Source organism: Bacteroides zhangwenhongii (assembly GCF_009193325.2).
Classification (GTDB): Bacteria; Bacteroidota; Bacteroidia; order Bacteroidales; family Bacteroidaceae; genus Bacteroides; species Bacteroides zhangwenhongii.
Genome location: NZ_CP059856.1, coordinates 916,919 through 941,894, shown reverse-complemented (window position 1 = coordinate 941,894; position 24,976 = coordinate 916,919). Strand labels below are relative to the sequence as shown.

11 protein-coding genes are annotated in these 24,976 nt (G+C 41.0%); all 11 read right to left on the bottom strand.

The genetic code is table 11. The annotated features are described in order from the left end of the window. Positions 1 to 17 precede the first annotated feature (17 nt). Positions 18 to 3,383 carry a family 43 glycosylhydrolase gene (locus tag GD630_RS03740; RefSeq protein WP_143868247.1) on the bottom strand — a complete coding sequence of 1,122 codons (3,366 nt, stop codon included), beginning with the start codon at positions 3,381 to 3,383 and terminating at the stop codon, positions 18 to 20. A 61-nt stretch (positions 3,384 to 3,444) separates the two neighbouring features. Continuing rightward, positions 3,445 to 4,893 (bottom strand): aldose epimerase family protein, encoded by a 1,449-nt coding sequence (locus GD630_RS03735; RefSeq protein ID WP_143868246.1) that lies wholly within the window; start codon positions 4,891 to 4,893, stop codon positions 3,445 to 3,447. Between the two features lie 74 nt (positions 4,894 to 4,967). Beyond that, on the bottom strand, positions 4,968 to 6,257 hold the full coding sequence (locus GD630_RS03730; RefSeq protein WP_143868245.1) for an alginate lyase family protein: 1,290 nt from the start codon (positions 6,255 to 6,257) through the stop codon (positions 4,968 to 4,970). A gap of 25 nt (positions 6,258 to 6,282) precedes the next feature. After that, complete coding sequence (locus tag GD630_RS03725; RefSeq protein ID WP_143868244.1) at positions 6,283 to 8,328, bottom strand: IPT/TIG domain-containing protein; 2,046 nt, start codon at positions 8,326 to 8,328, stop codon at positions 6,283 to 6,285. Positions 8,329 to 8,348: 20 nt separating this feature from the next. After that, positions 8,349 to 9,617 carry an IPT/TIG domain-containing protein gene (locus tag GD630_RS03720; protein WP_143868242.1) on the bottom strand — a complete coding sequence of 423 codons (1,269 nt, stop codon included), beginning with the start codon at positions 9,615 to 9,617 and terminating at the stop codon, positions 8,349 to 8,351. Positions 9,618 to 9,651: 34 nt separating this feature from the next. Further along, on the bottom strand, positions 9,652 to 11,454 hold the full coding sequence (locus GD630_RS03715; protein WP_143868241.1) for a RagB/SusD family nutrient uptake outer membrane protein: 1,803 nt from the start codon (positions 11,452 to 11,454) through the stop codon (positions 9,652 to 9,654). 20 nt (positions 11,455 to 11,474) lie between these two features. After that, complete coding sequence (locus tag GD630_RS03710) at positions 11,475 to 14,726, bottom strand: SusC/RagA family TonB-linked outer membrane protein (protein WP_143868240.1); 3,252 nt, start codon at positions 14,724 to 14,726, stop codon at positions 11,475 to 11,477. 44 nt (positions 14,727 to 14,770) lie between these two features. After that, a complete protein-coding gene (locus tag GD630_RS03705; protein ID WP_143868239.1) occupies positions 14,771 to 15,304 on the bottom strand; it encodes a sigma-70 family RNA polymerase sigma factor in 534 nt (177 codons plus the stop codon). Positions 15,305 to 15,471: 167 nt separating this feature from the next. After that, positions 15,472 to 19,542: a hybrid sensor histidine kinase/response regulator transcription factor gene (locus GD630_RS03700; RefSeq protein WP_143868237.1), complete on the bottom strand. Its 4,071-nt coding sequence runs from the start codon at positions 19,540 to 19,542 to the stop codon at positions 15,472 to 15,474. 203 nt (positions 19,543 to 19,745) lie between these two features. Then, positions 19,746 to 21,323 (bottom strand): ATP-binding protein, encoded by a 1,578-nt coding sequence (locus GD630_RS03695; protein WP_143868236.1) that lies wholly within the window; start codon positions 21,321 to 21,323, stop codon positions 19,746 to 19,748. Between the two features lie 83 nt (positions 21,324 to 21,406). After that, the gene (locus GD630_RS03690; protein ID WP_143868235.1) at positions 21,407 to 24,904 is read right to left on the bottom strand and encodes a family 78 glycoside hydrolase catalytic domain; all 3,498 of its coding nucleotides are present in this window, start codon (positions 24,902 to 24,904) and stop codon (positions 21,407 to 21,409) included. Positions 24,905 to 24,976 lie beyond the last annotated feature (72 nt).

Below are 24,976 nucleotides of genomic sequence, written 5' to 3'. Positions count from 1 at the left end.
AATCTTCATAATTAAAATCATAAACTCGGAACTATTTCTTTTATCGTTCCATTTTCATTAAATTCCAGTTTATCAATGCAAACTTCACGGTGATACCCCGCATTCTTTCCCATAGTCACCGCATCCGGAAATTTAAAACGGTGATATACGATATACCATTCATCCTTACCGGGTACTTGCACCACTGAATGATGACCGGTGGCATAAATTCCCTGATCCGGTTTCTTACAAATAACAATTTGGCTATCAGCAGGATTAATCGGTTCCACAGGGGATTTGGAACGTACATAACGCACTTCATAGTCTGCACTTCTCGTATCATTTTTGGACCATGTGAAATAATAGTAACCATCTCTGTAAAAGATATGGGCAGCTTCACTATAATGAGTATCATTATTAATCAGAATACGAGTCGTATTCGGTCTTATCGATACCATATCATCATTCAATTCACATACAGCCATATAATAATTTCCCCAATACAGATACGTCTTGCAACTGACCGGATCGGTAAATACATCTGGGTCGATATTCTGCCCTCTAGTCATTCCCCCGGGCAATCCCTGTCCAATTAAAGGTTTACCGGAGTCGATAAAAGGTCCGGTCGGACTGTCGGAAACCGCTACTCCTATTTGTCTTTCAGCAGTGAAGTAATAGTAATACTTATAGCTCCCGTCAGCCTGTTTCTTCTCTATGATGCTAGGAGCCCACGCATTTTTCTTTGCCCAGGATACATTTTTCAAGTCCAATATAACGCCCTCTTCTTTCCAATTCACCAAATCATCCGACGAGAATGCCTTAAACAATGTACTTCCCCAGGCAGGAATTCCATCACAAGTCGGATAAATATAATATTTCTTTGTCTTTTCAGAATACATGACTTCCGGGTCCGCATAGTAACCGGGAATCACCGGATTCTTCTGTATAGACGCAGTCGAAACATACTTTCTTTTATTCTTCAGCCAATATTCTTCAAGTTTATTAGCCTCATCCGCAGTCAGATGAATCACAGCACCGTGTTTAGGGGCAGTATAATTGGTAGTTTTCATCACTCCTTCATTGAAACGTCCCAGATTCTCAAAGTTCACAAAATCCGAAGTCTCAATAAAGCCGAAATTATGAGGAGTCACACTATATACATCGTACATCAACACCCATTTATCTTCACCGATACGTTTCCATACAGTGGGGGCCTCACAAGCTTTTGGTTCAAAATCGTACCAACGGGGATCATACTCATATCCTCCATTTACGCGATCGGAAACTGCTTGTTTAATTCCGGCCGGCCCGTCATGAGCAACATAAAATAAATGATACTTATCTCCCACTTTCGTAATGTCTCCGTCAATAGCCGATACACGTTCATTAGGATATTCAAATAAAATCTCCGGCAGGCTTTCAATGGTATCAAAATCATCATTCACATATACATAGTATAGTTTGTTGGGTTCGTTCCTGAAACGCATTGTATAATAAATCATCAACTTACCTTTCTTGTCATCATAAGTCACTTCCGGAGCCCAGGCACAGCCTATCTCACTCAATCCTGCCGTTAGTTTGTCAAAACGGATATTCGCACGTTTCCAATTCATTAAATCCCAGGATTTCATCAAGACTAAACCATAGTTATTCCCCCAACCATACATGTTACGGTCACGTTCCCACTCTGTCTCCCGATAACCATCTCTTTTAGCAAAAACATGCAAGTCTGTCATCGCCAGATAAAATGCTCCATCCGGACCACGATAAATATGCGGGTCACGGATACCTCTTTGATAAGCAATTGTATCACCGGCTATGACCGGTTCTGCATCGTTCAAAGCCGTAAATGTATATCCATCACGGCTAATAGCCATGTAAAGTCCATGTGTTTCGTCCCGATGAAAAACCATCAAGTAAGCACTCATATCCTCTTCTTGTGGAATAGCGTTCTTATAACGGAATTGCTTAAATCCGACACTTCCCTTACCTGTTGACAATAAACCTATCCGTAAAGCAAAGAATCCCTGATAGTTGTTATGATGCATTTGAGAAACATCCACATTTTCCGCAAGTGTAGTCCATTCTCTGCTATCCCGGCTCACCAGTATACAAACTTTATTGCCCTGATTACGAATTTTAGCGATAAAACGTGTTCCAATCTCATTCGGGAACTCTATTTTCTGTTCTGCGTTGCGATAAACTGTAAACTTTTTGCCATCAGAAACAACGCCTACATAGGCTTTCTCATTATAGAATAAAACCAGTCCGGCTGTATTTCCCTTTCCAATGTTCACTTCTACCTGTGTTTCATAATTCTTATCCTCCACCATAGTTAACAATAAACGACCATTAGCAGGTGTACTTCCCTTACCTTTCAACCAAAGAGTATTCTGATCGAAAGTGAGGGATTTCGGAGCATATTCTTTCCAGAAAGTCCATTGAAGTCCCAACGACGGGCCACGAAAATCATCCGATAATTGCATCCCATGTGATATTATTGGGGAAAGAGATATCGGAATAGCCGTAGATTTAGTACGATACCAACCGTCAGAAGTCCATTCTACAGGTTCAATCAGAGTCTGACGTCCCAACGTATGGTATCCTTTTGCATATCCATGGTACACAATCCACCAGTTACCATTCACATCATCAATCAATGTGCCATGCCCTTTCGACCACCAGTTATCCTTTTCACTATAGGTATGGACAATGGGATTATAAGGAGAATTCTCCCAGGGTCCCATTATATTCTTTGAGCGAGCAGCAACGACCATATGACTTGTAGCAGGTCCCGCCGTTCCGCCTTGAGCAGAAGTCATATAGTAATATCCATTTCTATAATTCAGTTTTGGGGATTCAAGACACATACATTCAGTATTCCAGCTCTTTGGATATACCCAACCGTCATAAACCTTTTTCTTCTCTCCGACAGTAGACAGCCCATCATCAGACAGACGAATAACTTCACCCTCATTCACATACAAATAACGGTTACCATTCTCATCAGCAATATGTCCCGGATCAATTCCGCTTACTTTTAAATCGATCGGCTTGCTCCATGGTCCTTTTATATCATCTGCCCAGATCACCCAATTAGTTTCATCTGTGGGATAATAAATATAATATCTACCTTTATACTTAATTAAATCAGGTGCCATTGCCGTACCTGTATACTCCGGCATTACCCGGGAAACCGGTTCCCAATTCATCAAGTCAACAGAATGCCATATAAGGAATCCCGGTTTATAATAAAAAGGTGAATGGGTCATATAATAGTCCTTTCCATCCCGCATAATGGTAGGATCAGGATAATCACCTGATAAAATAACTTTCGGATATTCCTGCGCATCTATTCGTATCACTATAAATGCCAATAAAATAAAGTATAAGAGTTTTTTCATGATATATATTTTCATTCTAGTTTATAAACCAACTATAAAGAGGCTATTATTCTATATAATATTAATGACCATCAGCCATTGCAGAACTACTATCCAAAAAGACAATTCCCTCTGTATGAGCTCCTACATAGATGCGAGCCATGTCTGATGTTTTATACCATGCAGGCTTATCAGACATCTCATCATAAATTAGCCGATCATTAATTCGCAAATTCTCAAAACGAACATTCTTAACTTGCCGTTCTTCATTGTATCCTTCAATTACAGAAAGTTCAGCATTCTTTCCCGAATAAGAGATATTCTTAAATAATACATCCTCAATACCTCGTCCGGGAGCGCTGCAATACTTTTCATTATAAAAGATCCGTAGATTAATAAGCTGTCCATGCCTGAAATCCTCCACCCGGATATTTTCAAAACGGACTTTACGTATCAGATTATTATCCCCGGCATTAATAGCCATGCATCCTTGATAATCGAGTTGTTTTTCCTGATGATCTAAAATATCTATATTTATATAGTTCAGATTTTCCAATACCTCCGGCTTATTGGAGTTTCCATGAATTCCTATAAAGATTGGATGAGCCACATCTGCCCACAATGTAGAATTCCGCATTGTTATGTTGCTGCATCCTCCTTCGAAGCCTAAGCGAGTTCCATAAACGGTGGTACAATCATCCGAATTACGACAGAAAACTCCATCAAACAAAACATTATTACTGGCAAGTACATTCATACCATCCCCCCATCCGTAATAACTTATACTTTTGACATAACGGATAGTTACATTATTTGAGCCTCCTGTTCCACATTGCGTAGTTACAATCCCCTCTACATAAACGTTTTGAGAATTTGCAATCCAAATGCCTTTCTTAATTGAATGGTCAATAATCCCTCTTCCTATCAATTTCACATCGTTCACATTTTCTATTAACACGCGTCCCATTAGTACAGCTCCACCGGCAAGATAAACGGTTTTTCCTGATGGTACTTTCAATTCTCCATTATCCACCTCATGAATACCCGGTCCATAATAAATAACATCAGGATCGTTCTTATCCGGTACATTCTCTTCCGGCTTATTCGCAAACAGATGCAGATTATGGAAAATATCTCCATTCACCTCCACAGACAAATTCCGAGGACAATCTAATGAGAATATCACCGTATTATCTACTATCTGAAACGGAATATCATATGAGAGGGGCCGCACTTTCGCAGTATTCACTTTTCCCTTATTATAAGTGACAGCAACTTCAACTGTTCCCATAAAATCAAAAGTTACCATTGAAGCATCTTCTATATGATGTTTCGTTTCTCTCACTTCATCGACTTTTATCAAATAGGTAGATAAAACTTTCCATTCCCCCCCCGGTTGGCGCACTTTGACTGTGAAATCTTTATTCAAAACCGTTCCCAAGGGAGCATCCCAGGTAACTAATTTACTCTGGGAAAATGCAATATTCCCTACCAACACAAGAATCAACAAAAATAAGTATTTTCTTAGCATACCACAAACATTCTAAGATTTTCAATAAATGGAAAGGAATAGTTTCATTATTCTTGAGACTATTCCTTCTCTTTTTACTCTCTTGAATACATTAATGTACCAAAGCCTAAATTGTCATAACCACCACTAGTGGAACCCAGCCCGCCTTGCTCGGGAAAACTCAACTCCATCCCCATTTTGGAATATTGGCATTTTTCCGCATCCAATCCTTTTATCTTGGAATAATGATAATAAGCTAATGCCCAGATAGGACCGGAACCATTACTACCATTACGGTCAGCAATAGTCAATATTTTGTCTGTGGTCGGTCCCCAAGCATTGTTCCAAGTACGAGCATAAGCTTCAAAAGGGACATCCATACTAGCTACCAAATAACGTCCGTTATATTCACACCCCTTCAAATAACGATTATCATCATATCCAAAAAAATCATCCCCTTGATTCCAGGTTAATTGGCAGATAGTTCCCATTAGCCCCTGACACAGCAAGGTATGCCCCATGTCACGTCCACTTTCCTGCCATTGAGCCAGATTAGCATAATCTCCCGTAAATACATGATTAATAGCATAGGTTAATCTTCCATTAGTATCTCCTATTTGTAAATGTTCAATCGCTTCATTATAAATATCGCGACGATCTGTTAGAATCCCAATGCCAATCATCGATGCAAGGTTACAAAGTCCCCAGTTCGCCCAATAGTGTCCCGGAACAGTACCAAAATGATTAACCAGAAAATCATGGTTAGCCACATAAAAGACATCAAGCATCCATTGCTGATATCTGGCAAAACCACTTTCATCTTTCTCTTTCCAATAATCACGAAGCAATTCTCCTGCAACAGCAAATTCATATCCATAGAGACCGGCTGCCAATGCCAAGTTAGAATTACCTGCAACGACCTTGCAAGTTACCGCCCAGCCATCCAATATTTCAATAGCGTGGTCAGCATAAGCATTTCCATCACCTAAATGATAACGAAGTCCCATCTGATAAGCGGCAGCTACATCATTAGCCGCTACCATATAATTCTCATTTCCCGACTCTCCGCGCCGGATATCAGCCTGCGGGTTAGCGACATAATCCAAACGGGAATGATAGTTATCAACCAATATCTCATATCCGCTTTTCCAAGGATTTCTACTCAAACGTGCTTTAACATACTCGAAATCTTCGGGTGTGTGCAAAGCACCACAATGAATCATAGGTTCACTTATGGCTTTCAGCGGAACCTGCATCAGTGCTTCCTTATTTTCTTTCACTGTCAATTTATACAAGTCAGTCTCCACTCCGGGGGATGGTAAATCAATGCCATCTCCACATGATGAAAAGAAAAATACTGCAATTACATAATATAGTTTCTTCATGATCGTTCTATATTTTAGTTCTTAATTATTGTCGTTCTATAGATATATCGGTAATATCGACATTACCTCCACCGTTATTTCTATCCATACCGATATTTGCCACAAAGCCAATGGTTACTTCCGTCGTCTCTGACTGTACAAAAGTCATATCAAAGTTCTTCGGTCCTTCTGCTCTAAGCACTTTATTATCAGATATTCTAACGTAAGATTTACTGCCATCCGTTTTTTCGACAAAAACAGACTCATCATCAGGTATCCATGCACCATTCACTACTGACAAATCAGGAAGTGTAGCTTCGCCTTTTACCACTCCGATTATTACTCCAAAGTTGCCTCTCACTGTATTGCATTCAGCTACAGTCCACGAAATTTTATACGTTCCGGCAGGCAATGGTGTAACCTGATACATCTTGGCATTTTCTAGCGCATGCTTATGATTAGCATTCGCCCACTGATTGCACAACATAGAAATGCAGCCATCCAGATTATTGTTATCAAATAACATAGGACGTATCAACACATCTTGACCATTTTCTTCATAATAGAACTTATTATTAAATTCCCAATCTGTAGGAACAGCCCAACCACCGTCCAACGCACCCTCTGTTCTGCTAAATGGTTGTCGACTATTACGCAACACCACCTCTGTCACATCACCAGTCTTACCCATCACATTCACAGTCTGCCCTTCCACAGTCGGAATATCAGCATACTGTAAACGAACTTTTGCATCTTTCGTCGTTTCGTAATCAACAGGAACTATAATCTTTATTTCATCATTTTTGATTGAAGTTATCTCAACCGGCATCTCATTGAGGAATGCATCCACCGCCTCTTTATCAGTACCGAAATTATCCCCCTTGATAGTAATGTTTTCACCAGGTTGTACCAGTTTCTCTACAATGCTATTCATCACAGGTGACGAATTAACCTTGAAAGTCCCTTCATAGAATTGTAAATTACCAACAGACAAAGTTATCTTTACATTTCCTACCGATACTCCATTTGGGACTTTCACAGTTAATATGCCGATACCGCCATCCTTATATTGATAATCACTAACCGTTGCCTGTACCTCATTAAACTTCGCCACTAATAATTCCGCAGTTTCCGGCATATGATTTCCTGTGATCGTTACTGCCGTACCGATATATCCTTCTAATGGAGAAACACCTGTACTAGCATCTACCACTGGAGTAGCTTTCACGGTAAATTTCAATTCACCTTCTACCTCCTCATACGGAGTAACCACTTTCACCGCCACTTCCTGATCGTCCGCCAAAGATCCACTGATCGGGATACGTATCTTAATTTCTTCTTCATTACATGAAAGTACCTCTGCTTCCACCCCTCCCACAAGAACTTTCACACCTTCTGTTGTCGTTCCAAAGCTCGTTCCTTTAATCGTCACTTCCGACCCTTTATAAGCGACAGCAGGTGTAAGACTAGCCAATGTAGCATGCTGACGAATGGTAAATTCATTCACGGGTGTATTTACATTTTGCGTATAGACTATTAAACCAATCTTACCGGAAGTAGCACCAACCGGTATTTGCACAGTGAAAGAAGTTTCACTCCATTCCGTCACAGGCGCATTGACTTTCGCATCACCGAATATCATCTTGATATCATCCGCTTTCGTACCCAACTCTGTTCCGGTAAAAGTTATTAAATCACCAACAAATCCCCATTCTTTGCTAATAGACTCAACGGATGGTTTACCCAAAACCCTAAGCATCAAGTCTGTTTTCAATTCCTCATTAAAGAATTTCACGGATATCTTTCCTGTCGTAGCATCCTCCGGTATCCGTACTGTAATGCGTTCGTCCGTACAAGACAACACTTTGGCAACGTTCTCTCCGATATTGACCTTTACGAAATCCACTGCTCCGGCTAAGTTATCACCAATCACGTCAAACTCATCCCCTGAATAACCATAATCAGGTGAAAGTGCAGTTATAGTTACTACCGGGTCTTCAGTCCCTAACTCGAAGACATCTGTTCCGTCTTCTCCACAAGAAGCAAATAGAAACAAAGCCCCAAAGCATATAAAATCATATATTTTCTTCATCTTTTTCGATTTTTAGTTGATTAGTTTTCTCTTTCCACCACCATCTTAGAAATGTTGACATTACCTCCTTTACTGGTATTATTCAGCATACCGACATTAGCGACAAAACCAATCGTAACTTCCGTTGTCTCTGTTAATACCATATTTAACGTGAATTCCACTGCGCCTCTTGCCTGGTCATAGCCCAGGGATTTATTGTCTGTCAGTCGACAGTATGCTTTTTTCCCGGATAAATCTTCCAAAAAGGCCGTTTCATCAACCGGTAGCCATCCACCATCCGTTGCTGCCAGATCAGGCAATGTCCCATTTCCTGTTGTCACTCCGACAATCACTTCAAGATTACCACCCAGCCCCACACATTCAGGAACAAAACAAGATATCTTATAGGTTCCGGCAGGCAAAGTGGATACCTGATACATCTTAGCATTTTCTAATCCGTGTTTATGATTGGCATTCGCCCATTGGTTACACAATAAGGAAATACACCCATCCGGGTAATTTTTGTCAATCACTAACGGACGAATCAGCACTTTTGTCCCGCTTTCATCATAATAAAACTTATCATTATACTGCCATTCTGTAGGAATAGCCCAAACATCTGATTCCAATGGTTCATCTGTTTTGACAAATGGCTGACTACTGTTTTTCAAAGCATACACTGTCAAATCTCCCGTATAAGCAGGATCCAAGAAACTTCCATTTTCCGTTTCATATCCATTGACATTCACTTGCACAGTACCGATTCCATAACCGGCAGGAGTTTTTACTTGGATTTCCTCATCTTGTACTGAAATGACTTCTGCTAACTTAGTACCGATTTTAACAGTTATATTTTCTTTTTCCGTGCCGAACGAAGTCCCGAAAATAGTTATCACATCATTTTCCGCAGCGAATAACGGACATTCTGTATTGGAAGAACTTACGGAAGTTATAGTAGGCTTAGGCATTACAGTAAACTTACCTACATTATCAAATTCATACTGCCACACCTTCAACACCACATCACTGCTCACCGCATCCTTAGGCACCACTACTATAATACGATTATTCTTGCACGAAACAACTTCCGCTTTCTTATCACCGAAATGTACACTCACCGGCTCCAGACGTTCACCGAAATTTTCACCATTGATAGCCACTTGGGATAGTGTATATCCACTTGCTGGATAGATGCCGGTTACAGTGGGTTCCGGATAATAGAACTCCTGTTTTTTACCATCTTTCTCACAACTGAAGAGTAGAGCGGAAAACCCTCCTATCACAACTATATTTTTTATAAGACTTTTCATACATCTATATCTTTAATCAGTTTATCACTTGTCATTAATATCCCGGATTTTGTACCAAACTGGGATTCAGGCTAATTTGCTGTTGAGGCAACGGCCATAAATAATTACTCCGGCTAAAGTTGAAATTAGTTTTACCATCTATCACAACACAATTCAATTTACCCCATTGCGTATCTATCTGTTCTTCTCCCCATATGTAAGTATTTCTCAAATACTTACTCGTTGCATTACCGCTAGCATCTACAAAAGTAGTGGGATAAACGGAGCTGCCTACTACCGTTCCCAAACGTGATTCATTCAGTTCATTCTCTGCAATGCCCCAACGTTTCAAATCATCAAAGCGGAAACCTTCCATATAAAGTTCTATTGTTCTTTCACGGCGAATCTCATCCAACATCACCTCCCCCTTGCTCTTTGTTGTTCCGGTTCCAGCCTTTATCTTATCAACCAATGCATTCGTCAAATTGGCAATACCGGCACGTCCACGCAATTTATTAATAGAATAATTCAATTGTTCATCGGTAATTTGTCCGTTGTTCCGTTCACACACTGCCTCTGCATAAATCAGATAGATCTCTGCCAGACGAAGCACCGGATAGTCAGGAGATTCTTTCAGATTGGCCCGTGCATCGCAAACAAATTTCTTATTGCCATAACCGGAAGTACCAGTTTTCAATTCCTTGGCAGCAGCCGTTTGAGTATCCATATCAATAATAGATTTCATACGATTGTCACGGTTCAGGAACTCGGCTTCAGGAGTAGCATAGCCCTGGAACTCATTCGATATTTCTACCGGCAGACCATCACTACACAAAAACATATCCATCAACTTGCGACTGGCATCCATCTTTCTTACTGTCTGATTCAGGTTTACATTGCCAGGCTTTATGTTTTCATCATAAACACTTTTAATGATGAATTCCTTGTTCGATTCTTTTGTCATCCCTACAGGATTGGTCGTCGCATCTTCCAGACAGAACAGGTAACGATAGCTCAAATCCTTCATTCCAGACAAGTTATTATGATTCCAGATACTATATAAGTTGTCATCTATTATTTCACTACACAGGCGAATAGCCTCATCCAAAAAATCATCAACCTGATCAGTAACCGGTCCACCCGATCCTTTAAAGTCTGTACTAGTCCCCACATACTTCCGCCATGTAGCTTCATAGAGTAATACACGTGCCTTGAATGCTTCCGCCCCATGATAACTGATTCGTCCTTTGTCAGCAGAAGAAATCAAGGTCTCCTTTGGTAATCCGGCTATCGCATGATCCAAATCTTGAAGAATCAGATTCACTACTTCGTAACGACTGTTGCGTACACCATATAATTCCGGCGAATTAACATCCAAAGGAATCGTCACAACAGGAACTCCTCCAAAAAATTGGAGTAAAAAGAAGTAATTGTATGCCCGGAAAAAATGCGCTTCAGCCAAATATTGTTTAATCTCCTCTTGACTTCCCGGATAGTTCTCTGCTTTTTCAAAAAGTATATTCACAGTACGGATTTGCTTGTAACAGTTATCCCACCGAACGTCAGTTGTCGGCACCAATATATTCCCGTGTCCTACATCATTGTGAATATTATTTAAATAACCGGACAAGTCAGTTGCCACATCCATAAATGCTGCATAACCGCCATACGGACTTCCCCATCCTTGAAGTTGGTTATAAAAACCTGCTGTATATTCCTTAAATTGTGAAGCTGTTTTAAAATACACCACATCTGTTCTTTCATCCTGCGGCTCCTTATCCAAAAACCAGTCCGAACAGGCAGACAATCCGAATGTCAGAGTGATAGATAGCAATGCTGTATATAATATCTTTTTCATATTTTTTCTTCTTTATATTATTAAAAACCAACATTTACACCGAACGACCAGGTACGATAGAATGGATATCCTGAAATCTGCGAAACCTCTCCCATTTCCGGGTCAAAGCCATCCTTGATACTTGTTGCTTCCCATAAGTCGTTGCCAGAAAAATAAACGCGCACTTTTTCCAGTTTCACTTTCCGGGTCCACTGCTTAGGTAAAGTATAACCAACAATCAGTGATTTCAAGCGGATATAACGGCTATTTTGCAACATGAAGTCATTATTTCCATAGTTCCATGCGGCACGTGCAGCATAAGTAGTCAGTCGTGGATAGTCCGCATTAGTATTTTCTGCTGTCCAAGTATTACCGAGGAATGAGGGATTCTGATTACTAAATATAGTGGCAAACGGATAAGCCATCCATCCAGTACGCATGATATACTGTTTTCCGACTCCTTGGAACATGGCACTAACGTCAATCCCTTTCCAAGCACCACCCAAATTAAGACCGAATACATAATGGGGATCACCGTCTCCCACAAATTGCAAATCACCAGTCGCGCCGTCAATTTTATTATCCCCATTCAGGTCTAAACGTTTGGTATCTCCCGGACGAAGTCCTGTATTTGTGTCTTTCAGGACACCAAGCATTTCTCCCCCACCATCTTTATACAGTTCATAATAACGATTAACCTCTGCTTCGTCAGCAAAGTAACCGTCTGTGCGATATAAAAAGAACGAGTTCAGCGGATAACCGACTACCTTTTCATTTTTCCCTGCTACATATGCGTCAGCTCCTTCCATCTTCTTCAACATCGTCTTTGTATCGCCGATATTGAAACTGGCAAAATAAGAGAAATCACGAATCTGGTCACGCCAACCTACAGACAATTCCCATCCTTTCACATTCAGATGTCCGGTATTACTTTTTGGTGCGCTAGCTCCCAATACAGATGGATAAGTAACTTCTGACAACATTCCTATATTATCTTTCCAAAAGTAGTCGAAGTTGACTGTCAGCCGGTTATTCAGAAAACCTAAATCCACACCGATATTTTTTTGCTTTACACGCTCCCAAGTAAGTGTCCGGTTGATAAGCCCCGAGTTTTTGAGAGTAGTAGAGATTTGCCCGGTTAGAGGGCTACCCAGATAAGTCACTCCCTGACTAATAGAAGAGGCATATAAGAAATCACCCAGTCCGGCAGTGTTACCTGCCTCTCCATAGCTGAAACGAACCTTACCGAAATCAAGCACCGGTGTAACAAATTTCAGAAAATTCTCTTGAGTGAACACCCATCCGAGAGAGAACGAACCGAAATTATTGAAACGGTAACCGTCGGCAAACTTTGAGTCTCCATCGCGACGTCCCAACAATTCCAATAGATATTTTTCAGCATAGTTATAGTTAACACGAGCTATATAAGAGTAAGTTCCACTGCTACCTTTGCCACCCGAATTTCCTATTTTACTACTAGCATCAGCCAATCCCAAGTCATAGACCCCATTATCTTCAAATTTTTCACGGGCAGTGGCTGTTTTTCTCCAAGCCAACGTCTCCGCATTAATACCTGCCACCGCAGACACATTATGGTATTCGGCAAATGTACGGTTGTATTTCAGTAAAGCTGAATAGAATTGATACAAATGATTGTTATTCTGTGCCAGATAACCCGGATTGTTTTCAATCTTGACATTGGATGGATTGTCCGGATAAATAAGGGATTGATTGGTCCACTGTACCAATTCGGCAGCCGGATTACCAAACCAATCATATGTCTGGACAGGAACTACATATCGCTCCCGACGATATTCTTCATTCTGAAAAGAAGCGGTTCCCTCAAAGCTAATACCTTTCCAAATATCCGCTATCACTTTCATATCGATACGCGTAGTCAGCTTCACTTTTTCATCACGCCCACCTTTAGAAGTAGCTGCCACAGAGTTACGGTTACCTACCGTACCGAAATTAGCATACCACTGTCCTAATGGATTCTTTGACGGAAAAAAAGGTACATCATAGCCATACAGTGAGTTATCCAAACCAGTGGAAGGAGATTCCGTACTGGTTCTAATCACGCTGGCAATAGATTCAAAACGCAGCCAGTCAGTCATCTGCAATCCATAGTTCAAACGGAAATTCAGCTGTTTTTGCCCGTCATAAGCAGTGGTCAGGTTCGCTTGATTATCCGCATAAGCCAATGAGATACGATAGTTGGATTTCTCTGTAGAACCGGACACACTTAAGTTATGCTGGTAAGAGTTGCGATTGGCAAACAATTCGTCCGTACGACTAGAGTTTGCCAAAAATATATCTCCATAATATTGAGTAGGATAGATTCCTTGTGCATTTTGCTGCATCCGCAACATATTTTCTTCAGATACCCAGGCCCACCAGTTCGGATTTTGCTCTTCTTTATTAGCTTCCAGCCACATGGTTGCATATTGCCCCATATCCGGAGAAAAAGCGGTAATACCCGGAGAAGTAAAACGCATATTAAAACTATAATCTACGCTGACTTTACCTCCCTTTCCGCGTTTAGTGGTAACCAGTATAACTCCATTCGCCGCCTTGGCTCCATAGATAGATGCCGCTCCATCTTTCAACACACTGATACTTTCAATATCGTCAGAATTCAAGTTCTGAAATGATTCTGTATTTACTGTAGGTACACCGTCCACTATAATCAACGGACTTCCCCCATTAACTGACGTTGCTCCACGAATCTTAAAATTCAATTCTTCGTTGCCCGGACGAGGTGAAGTACGGGTAACCACCAATCCCGGAGTCTGCCCTTGAAGTGCCAGTCCAACATTGGTTATGGCACGGCTTTCAAGTGCCTTGCTGCTCACTTGTTCTACAGCACCGGTCAAAGTAGCTTTCTTTTGTCTGCCATATCCTACTACCACTACTTCTTCCAATGCGTTATTATCTTCTTTCAGTATAATCTTAAGTTCAGAACGTCCATTAATGTTCACGATTTGGTCCTGATATCCGATATAACTTACTTTCAACTGCTTTGCATTATCCGGCACATCCAGACTAAAACGTCCATCAATATCCGTAATCACTCCTTTCTGCAAACTTATCGCTACAATATTACAACCTATCAGCGGTTCGCCGTTTTGGTCTGTTACTACTCCTTTAATTGTCTTTCCCGTTTGAGAGACAATCAAGCTTTCTTCCGTGTACGTATTTGCCTGAAGCAATGTACCGGAAGAACTGCCTATCAATAAGGCCATAGTCATGATGACTCCCTTACGTGATAAGAATTTCGGTTTAATTTCCATAATACTATTAAATTTATTAAAGTTAATATATTCTTGTTTGATATTCAGCCAACTTTCGACCATTCATCCTGCAAATACGTTCGTACAGTTTTCCGGGCTACCAATAACTGCCCTTCCACTGTCCGGGAAGATAAAGACATCACCTTGGCTATTGTCGGACAAGGTAATCCGTCATTAAAACTTAGTTCGTAAATACGGCGGCGTTTTGCAGGAAGTCTGGATATTATCTTATCATGCCTCTGCTTTAAATCCATATAATACATCCTTTCTTCTACCGGATTATCCTTTGTCTCTTTCACATTATTATATATATAAGAAACAAAATCCTCCTGTATGTAATGACGACGTATTTTATCTATGACAATATTACGTGCAATGGTAAAAAGCAAAGACCAAACGGTAGACTTATTCACAAATGCCCAATTCTCCCACAAACGAATAAAAACATCCTGCACTAAATCTTCAGCCTCATATTTGTGTGGAATACGAGAGATAATAAAAGTCAGAACAAGATTCCGGTTTTTCTGATAGAATTCAGGGAAATGGGTTAAAGCAGATGTGGTGGTATTCCGTTCCATAGCATTACATGTTTCATTTAACAACAATGCAAATTTATGGGAAATACAATGTTCTGACGTGTGTCTTTTGTCGCAAACAAGTGTTACACTTGTTGCAAAATCACTTTTTCAGCCTGTTACAGGGGCATTTTTTGTCTGTTGACTATAAATAACAGAGGTTCGTGAACTTATTCGCCTATTTTCTCATCCCGTGATTTTCCTCCGTACTGCGATGGCAGCATACCAAATGTTTCTTTAAACAATTTGGTAAAATAACGTGGAGTAGAAAATCCCACATGATCTGCTATTTCGGATATAGACAAATCCGTATCCCGCAATAGTTGAGCAGCCCGTTTCAACCGGATGCTACGGATAAAGTCTTTAGGTGTCTGCCCTGTTATTCCTTGCAGTTTGCGGTATAATGTAGCACGGTTCATAGCAAGATCAGCACTCAATTCCTCTACCGAATATTCTGTATTGTCCATATTACGTTCAACACATTCCAATGCTTTTTGTACAAGCTGTTCATCAAGAGAGGTAATTGTGATACTACTCGGACTTACTACAATTTCTTTATGAAATGTTTCCTGGCGTCTCTTTTGCAGTTCGATCAATTTACGCACACGAGTCAACAATACATCAATACTAAATGGTTTGGATATATACGAATCTGCACCGGCCTCATACCCCATAGCCTTACTCTCATCTGAAGCACGCGCAGTAAGCAAAATTACCGGTATATGCGAAGTCTGCAAGTTTGTTTTAATTCGTTGGCATAATTCTATACCATCCACATTCGGCATCATGATGTCACTTATGATGAGATCCGGATTTTGCCTGACAGCCAGTTTTTCCCCTTCTTCACCATCGGGAGCATCAATAATCTGGTACCATTCACTTAATTGTTCACGTAGAAACTCCCGAAATTCCTTATTATCTTCTACCACCAGCAATAAGGGTCTTGAGTCCGAAAACACCGACTCTTCACTTGCCACCTCCACCACTTCCGTTACGGTTTGCCGCACCGACGGATTTTCCGGCTGCAAATCCATAGGAATAGCCACACAGAATGTAGAACCGACTCCCCAAGTACTTTCTACCGACACACATCCGTTGTGCAGTTCGATATATTCCTTTATCAGATGAAGTCCGATCCCACTGCCGGGAAAGTTATGATTGATGTTCTTCCTAGCCTGGTAGAAACGCTCGAATACGTGCGGAAGATCTTCCTCCGCTATACCAGTACCAGTATCAGCCACTTTCAGCTGAATAAATGAATGCCCTTCTCCCCGATACTTTTCTATCTCTAATGCGATGTTTCCTCCTTCTGAGGTAAATTTAAAGGCATTGGACAATAAGTTATTCAATACTTTATGTATCTTGTCACGATCAAAATACATATACAGTTCATCAATACCATTTGTATCCAATTGGAAAGAAATTCCTTTTTCCGTAGCTATCTCCTGAAAAGAAACATATACCTGGCGGACAAACTCAACCCAGTCTCCGTTCTGCAAATTCAGTTTTTCTCCTTTTATCTCCAATTTACGGAAGTCCAGAAGCTGATTTACCAATGTCAACAGATTCTGCGCGTTCTTGTACACGGAACTTAACTGCTTCGCCAACACTTCATCCGTCAACCTGCGTATGATCATATCCAAAGGAGTGATAATCAACGTCAACGGAGTACGCAACTCATGACTGATATTCGTGAAGAAACGGAATTTCATTTGTTCCAACTCTTCTTTTTGCCTCTGAGCCTCCTCCTGTTGCATACGAATCATCTTTTGATGATTACGTTTATTGACAACATAAATCAGTACGAATACCAAAAGAACAGCCAGAACTGCATACAATATACGTGCAACCAATGTATCCCAAAACGGCGGATACACTACAATCGCAAAATTAGATTCCGGCCCCCACATACGGTCATTACCGGCCACGGACACTCGAAACAGATACTCACCCGGCGGAAGATTATTATAAGTAATACGTCCCAGTCCATTTTCAAAAATTGTTTCCGTCCATTCTTTATCGAAGCCTTCTAATTGATATCGGAAAGAAATCTGCGAAGGGTTGAGATAGTTTAATCCGGAGAACTCTAACGTAATATAATTCTCATTATACTTTAAAGAGACTCCGTCCGAACAACTAAGAGCTTTATCAAATAACATACGACCGTTATATTCTTCTCCGGAAAGAACAGGAACATTAAATAACTTGAAAGAGGTAAACAAGGGACGAGAAAGTTGCTGTGTATCCATCATACGGTCGGGAGAGAATTTCACAAATCCATTGAGAAGGCCTATATATAGATCGTTTTGTGTTGTCAATGCGGGAAAACTGAATAAATCATCCTGAAGGATCTTCGTCTCAGCCAGACAACTTATTATGTGGAAACGGTATTCATCGGCATTTCGTTCTACTCTGATTTTATAAATAGAAGTTACGGTAGAAATCCAAATATCGTGATTCTTATCTTCCTGCACATTCAAGATCGCTTTAGAAAGTCCTTCTTCCTTCCCCAAAGCATAGCTTTTCCCATTCGGTGCCAGTACATACAGTCCATATTGGGTGGCGAACCATAAAGCTCCTTCGTAATCTTTCAATATCTGGTTGTATTTTATACTACCATAATTAAAGTCAGCTCCGGCTTTCCCCTCTTGTTCCAATGTACATATTTTATGTTCATGCGGGTCATATATATACAATCCGTTATCACTTCCTACCAGTAACCGGCATTGATTATCTATTGCCAATGTATTCGCTACTTTGTACCTTTTCAAATCAGGAAACTGTTCGGTCAAGAGAGTTATTTTTCCATCTTCCGGATTCAGCAATCCCACTCCACCATAAATACTTACCCACAGTCTTCCCGACTCGTCTTCTATCATTGCACGTATATTGCTAAAATCCAGTTCGTTCTGATAATCGGTATTTGGATAATCATAGGCCCTCACCTTACCATTTTCAATGCAATATAATCCATTATGATAAGTACCTACCCAAATCCGGTTCTTGCTGTCTTCATATAGCATACGACAATTTTTCCGATCGAAATCGCTATATGCCCGGTTCATGGTATGTGTATCCGGCTCATATCGATAAAGTGCCTGTGTAGTTCCCATCAGTATATCACCCGCTGAAGTTTCCAACATACAACGTATTTCCTCTCCATTCCAGTCACCATTAACAACTTTCTTATTGCATACAATCATTCTATTCAAACTGGGATGATAATAACAGAGACCTTGATTGTACAAACCTATCCAAACAGCCCCATCTTCACGGTCACAATAAATACTTTGAATACCATTTTCTATCGTTTTGCCCGACAGCAGAGGAAGATGTTGAAGTTGGGCTACAGAAAAATTATGTATATCAATCACACAAAGCCCGTCCAATACCGTACCGACCCACGCATTCCCTCCTTTGTCTACATCCATAGAGGTCAACCATGAATTCTGTTTAAGATGAATGCCGGAAATCGGGTTCCATTTTTTCTTATAAACATCATAATATCCTACTCCCCGATCCCACATGATCCAAAAATCTCCGTTATCAAGAATCTTTAAAATAATACGATCATCGGCGTTCAGCCGTTTTTTTAAAAAATCTACTTGCTCAACAAAACGCTTCTTCTCAAAATCATAACACCGGATTATTCCGCTCTGGAACACCATCCAACTATGGTTTTCGTGGCTCTCCACTCCCAATAATTTTCCATCATTTTTTATGGCACCATCTTTTTCACAAAACTTTTCTATTGTTCCTGTCGAATTTTCAGATGTATAGACATCAGAATTACCGGACAAGAACCAATATCGTTTCTCTGAATCTATAAACAGATTCGCAAGTTTATCTTTCCAGCCTAGTTGATGCAACAGGGAGTCTACATCATATATATATTGTTCGGTGGTCAAATCAAACACCCGCAGACTTGCACGTTCTTTCATCCACAAACGTTTACCGGCATCCACGTATTCTTCAAAAATGATATGATTGTAAGAAATAGGATAACCTTTTTGGAGGTCAAACGGGAAATTGGAATAATTTACCCCATCATACATAGTCAGCAATACAGTACGAATCCCCATACGACCGTCCGGCAATGCAAATACACTGCCGACATAATTATCCGGCAACCCTTCCGTTGCTCCGATATGACGAAAGACATAAGATGTCTCTTGTGAATGTATCCTGTTCACAATAAAAAGACCCATTATAATTGCAAACAGGTATATTCGTGTATTCATAACTATAAATTCCCTTTTGTTCCGCTTATATAATACGAACAAGGATGCAAATTTACCCCAATGCCCTACAGAAATTTTGCAACGCCTACAAATATACGAAATATTTCATATATCAATCCTTTCTTCTCCACTTTCTTAGGCTTCCTAAGGTACAAAGCAGAAAAAGCCAGAGTGTAGAAGAAACAAATATCAGGCACAGAAACTCAGACTATCAACCATTCTCCCAAATTCCTATTTGCCGCATCAAAAGAGACACCGACTTTCACCAACCGACGCCCATCCGCAATATATGGAATGAGATAGCCTTTTTCGTCAATCTGCCGCAAAGCTTCTTCCACCGTGCCGTCCAACTTGAACTCAAAGACATAGATACAATCGCGTGTCTTTACTACTGCATCCGCACGTCCGATAGCACTTTGCACTTCGGACTGTATGAATTGCCCCATCAATTTGAATACAAGATAGAAAACAACTTGGTAATGACGTTCCGTCTTCGTATTCAGTTCATAAGGAAAATCGGCAAAAAAGGCACGCAGTCGGGTAAGGAAGGCTTCCACATCGCCATTACGAAGCTCACGAACAAAATGACCTATATAAAAAGGAGTATCATTTTCGGACATACAAGTATAAAAGGATGCCGCAAAATTCAGAAAACCATATTTCACTTCTTCATTAGGAAAGCCCAACTTATAAATATGAAATTCTTTATCATAATCCTTAATCGTCAGATAACCACTCTGATATATCATCGGGATAGGATTGTTTATATTCGCACGGTCATCACTCAACGAAGCTTCCACAACCTCAATTCCATCCATCTTACGCAAATCGAAATCAGTCTTTTTCAACATCTCGACGAGGAAAGTCGGTGTACCGCTCGCAAACCAATAACTTTGGAATAACTGATTATTCAGCGCATTGAGTACACTGAAAGGATTATACATACGCTCGGGTGAACGATAAGAGAAGCGATACCCATCATACAAACGGGTCATCTGTTGCATCGTTTCTTCTTTCGTCATTTCACAGGCTTCTGCCAACGCATTCAGTTCAGGTTCAAAATTTTCCTGTATCTCCGTATAGGTCATGCCGCAAAGAGCGGAATAGGCAGGAACAAGGCTGATATCATTCAATTGGTTCAGCGTGCTGAAAATTCCCATTTGCGCAAATTTCGTCACACCGGTGATAAAGACAAATTGCAACCAAGGATCGGCATCCTTCAAGACTGTATAGAATGCAGTCAGTGTCTCGCGAAATTCTTTTTGCAGTTCCTCATCGCCAAAACTTCGAAGCAATGGTTTATCATATTCGTCAATCAGCACCACTACACGGCGACCAGTCTGCTCATATGCTCGGCGAATTACTGTCATGAAGCGGATAGAATAACTAATGTTTATATCTGTAATTCCATAACGCTCTTCCCACAGCGATAATTGACTCTCCAGCATATTTGCCAACCGTTCCCGACTATCATATTTTTCTGCATTCAAACTTAGATGCAACACCGGATATTCAAACCAGTCCTGCTCTAATTGCTCAATAGCAAGCCCCCGAAACAATTCCTTTTTTCCTAGGAAATAAGCTTCGAAGGTGGAGAGTAGCAGACTTTTTCCAAAACGTCGCGGACGACTCAAGAAGCAGGGAATACCCGCTTTTGCCAATTGGTAGACAAAGGCTGTCTTGTCTACATATAGAAAACCTTCATTACGAAGTTTCTCAAAGCTCTGTATGCCTACCGGAAGCTTACGGGATAAGGGTGCTGAAGTAATATTTGTATTCATAACGTCATCTTGGTTTCATATGATTGCAAGTATGCATCCACAAAAATACAAAAACTTTCAGGATATAGGGCTTTCTTCTGTCTTTATTTGATTCCAAAGAAATATCTGCCGGACAAAAGCCGCAATACCACCTTACCATCTTCTATTCCGACATACTCTATCCCTTTGCTTTTCTTTAAAGTTCTATTCCCCTCAACAATATTCTTCACTGAAGTTGCAGGAAGATGCAACGTTGCAGTTGTATTTGCCGGAACTGTACACTGATAAATAACTGTATCTTCTTCTACTCTCCAACTACTTTCGATACGTCCATACATAGAATCATAATAACCTTTGGCATAAGTCATATTCCCGGTAATATCCACTTCCGGTTTCAGCACAAAGTGTTTAAATCCGGGGAAGTCTTCATCCCGTTCTATACCTAAAGAGTAATTGTACATCCATGCGCCGACTGCGCCAAAAGAATAATGATTGAAAGAATTCATACGGTTATTTCCACCGAATCCATCTTCATGGGTATAGGAATTCAACCGTTCCCAAATGGTAGTGGCTCCTTGCTCCACCGAATACAGCCACGACGGATAGTTCGTCTGCTGTAACAACTTGTACGCCGCCTCACTGCAACCATTATCGGACAATGCTTTACTAATCCATGCCGTCCCGATAAAACCGGTCATCAACGAATAAGGAGGACACCATCTGCCTTGCTCTGTCCTATTTTCTCTGACGATTGTTTCCATCAGATTCTTGACAAATTTCGGTTTATTCTCTTCATCAATGATGCCGAATACCAACGGGAGGACATAAGAAGTTTGTGTATCCACCAGCGTTCCCTGCTTCTTCGGTACGAAAGCGGAGTGAATGGTCTTGCAGGTTTCCGGTTGCAGGTAAGTGCCATTGAAGAAAGCCTTTCTGTCACTATGCAACTTCCGGTATTCTTCCGCATCTGTAGTCTTACCCAAGATAGTGGCTATCTTGCTCATTAATTCGAGGTCATAAATAAAATAGGCTTCCCATAAGAGAGATTTATCATTCCTGCTATCTTCAAGACCGAGCCAATCACACAAATCACCCCATGCCCTGCTCTGTACAAGCAGATTTGTTTTCGGGTCGATGGTCTTGTCGAGGATATAGGAGATATATCGTTTCATGGCGTCATAGTGTTCAGCCAAGAGAACTTTGTCTCCGTATTGCAGGTAACACTCCCAAGGAACTGCGATTCCGGCACTTCCCCACAGCAAACCACCGAATCCTCCACCCAAAGGAGCAATGTCCGGAAAGCGACCATCTTCCCGCTGTACATCGCGCATAGAACGAAGGTATCTTCTCAAAAATTGAGGTACGTCCGCCAGGTACGTAGCCGTACGGGAAAATACGGAAATATCTCCTGCCCATCCCAAACGTTCGTTCCGTTGAGGGCAGTCGGTAGGGATAGACATAAAATTGGCAAAGGAAGACCAAGTAATATTCTCCCACAACTTATTTACTTTCTCGTCCGATGTTTCATAACGGGAAACCAACTCGTGAATGGAGCTAAGCACTACTCCTTTCACCGATGCTGCGGGAAGGGGTTCATCAATACCGGTTATTTCCACAAAGCGATAACCATGATAGGTGAAACGGGGAAAAATCGTTTCTTCACCTCCTTTAGCAATATAGATGTCCTGTGCCATGGCAGCACGGATATTCTCTAACATAATCATTCCGGTGTTACCTTTATATTCGGGCAAATCCGGATATTTCACTTCAGCAAAACGCAGACATATTCTTGTTCCGGGTTTCATACCGGACAGTTTTATCTTAGGTACACCGACCATATTCTGTCCCATATCATAAACAAATACACCGGGACGTACTTCCTCCACCGAGAGGGCGGTCAGCTCCTTTTTTGCTTTTACTGTCTGGCCGAACTGCCCTATCAGTTCAAAGTCGGAATAATCATTTACCCGAGGTTTATCCGGGTTTCCTTCCATACTGATGTTGCCTTCCAAAGCTACTTCACAGGCCGGTTTCCAGTCTACGGCATTATAGGAAGCCGTACTCCATCCTTCCACCCTCGCATCACGCAAAGCGTCGTATACTTCTCCCTGAAAGAAGCTACCATAACAGATAGGACCTCTATTATAATATTGCCAGGTAGAGGGTTCGGTTATTACAACCTTCTCCTGTCCATCTGCATAAGTGATTACCAGTTTTGCCAGTAATGACTGGCGGTCTCCGAAAAAGTTCCAATTATCTCCTGTAAAGGTTGCTCCTCCGCTCCACCATCCTTCGGACAGTAAAGCACCGAGTGCATTTTGACCGGAATGGATATATTCTGTTACGTCAAATGTCTGATATAAGTGCGTTTTGTTATATTGGGTGATTCCGGGATTGAAATAATCATTCCCTATCCGTCTGCCATTCAGATATACTTCATAGATACCGCGTGAAGTAACATATAACCGCGCCTTCTTTATCTTCGCCTCCGAAGAAGCAAAGACCGTTCTGAGCATGGGAGCCGAATGGGATTCAGGAGCAAAAGTAGTGAAAGTGTCCGATATCCTACCAACTATACGGCATACTGAATCTTGCAACGTAGTAATTACATTCGCCGGACTTCGAAAGTTTGCAATTTCTACTTTTGAGAAAGAAGCTGCCTGACCGGCAGGAACAAAATACCCCACATCTCCTACCACCGGAAAAGCGATAAAGTCACCGCCCTGCCCTAAAGGATTCAGATTGACAGAGCCGATCTGCTTGTCGGTATTGTCCACATAAAACTGTGTAAAACCTAAATTCGAGCGAAGGGTCACCGTGTGCCAATCATATTTATTATGTTCATTGACCATCTCCTGCGGAATAGCGAAACTTTTATAAGGAATGTCTTTCTTATCATCCGGATGGTAACCTACACGATATATATTCAACACCGCATCTTGCCCCGAAAGCAACGGAGTGATATTCAATTCAACCTTTATATATGATTCGTCTTTCTTGTTTTCCAGCTGATAGAGGTTCTTATACCGTTCCATCAAGCGCTCATCATTCGTTCCATAAATAAATCCCGAACAGGTGGTCTTTGTCGTTTCGTCCAACCGCAAGGAGAAGTTCAACTTAAAAACCGGAAGATAATGGGAATAGAATGTCCTATCCTCATCCCCTACTCCAATCCATTTCGCACCGCCCCATCCCTCATAGGCACGATCACTACTCATCAGCCCGGTTTCAAACCAGGAAGAAGCGGACATTTTTCTATGTTTCGTATCCCATACATGAACCGTCCACTGATAGCGGGTAGCAGCTTTTAACGGAAGTCCGGCATATTCAATATTCAAAGATTGATCATCGGTGATTTTCTTTGAATCCCATACTTGCACGCCAGCCTCATCGATTACAACGATTTGACGAGCTGTCTGCAACAAACCTCTTTCATCAGCACCTCCCTCCATTTGCCAACTGAAACGGGGGTTCTCTACATCAATTCCCAGCGGTGTCACAGCATATTCCACTTGCAATTTTTTCAATTGAAAAGGAGAATCAGCTACACTTGGTAAATTGTTTATCAATGTAAGGACTAGAAGGTAAATGTATCTTTTCATTTCGTATCAGTATAAGAATAAGAGCATTTCAGCTATGGGAATTAATATGATGGCAGCATGAGAGTAACTGTT

Bases quoted from the DNA above. Each gene is read 5' to 3' on its own strand.
- GD630_RS03730 (WP_143868245.1), bottom strand. From the start codon at position 6,257: ATGAAGAAACTATATTATGTAATTGCAGTATTTTTCTTTTCATCATGT.
- GD630_RS03700 (WP_143868237.1), bottom strand. From the start codon at position 19,542: ATGAATACACGAATATACCTGTTTGCAATTATAATGGGTCTTTTTATT.
- GD630_RS03740 (WP_143868247.1), bottom strand. From the start codon at position 3,383: ATGAAAAAACTCTTATACTTTATTTTATTGGCATTTATAGTGATACGA.
- GD630_RS03690 (WP_143868235.1), bottom strand. From the start codon at position 24,904: ATGAAAAGATACATTTACCTTCTAGTCCTTACATTGATAAACAATTTA.
- GD630_RS03705 (WP_143868239.1), bottom strand. From the start codon at position 15,304: ATGGAACGGAATACCACCACATCTGCTTTAACCCATTTCCCTGAATTC.
- GD630_RS03725 (WP_143868244.1), bottom strand. From the start codon at position 8,328: ATGAAGAAAATATATGATTTTATATGCTTTGGGGCTTTGTTTCTATTT.
- GD630_RS03710 (WP_143868240.1), bottom strand. From the start codon at position 14,726: ATGGAAATTAAACCGAAATTCTTATCACGTAAGGGAGTCATCATGACT.
- GD630_RS03695 (WP_143868236.1), bottom strand. From the start codon at position 21,323: ATGAATACAAATATTACTTCAGCACCCTTATCCCGTAAGCTTCCGGTA.
- GD630_RS03735 (WP_143868246.1), bottom strand. From the start codon at position 4,893: ATGCTAAGAAAATACTTATTTTTGTTGATTCTTGTGTTGGTAGGGAAT.
- GD630_RS03715 (WP_143868241.1), bottom strand. From the start codon at position 11,454: ATGAAAAAGATATTATATACAGCATTGCTATCTATCACTCTGACATTC.
- GD630_RS03720 (WP_143868242.1), bottom strand. From the start codon at position 9,617: ATGAAAAGTCTTATAAAAAATATAGTTGTGATAGGAGGGTTTTCCGCT.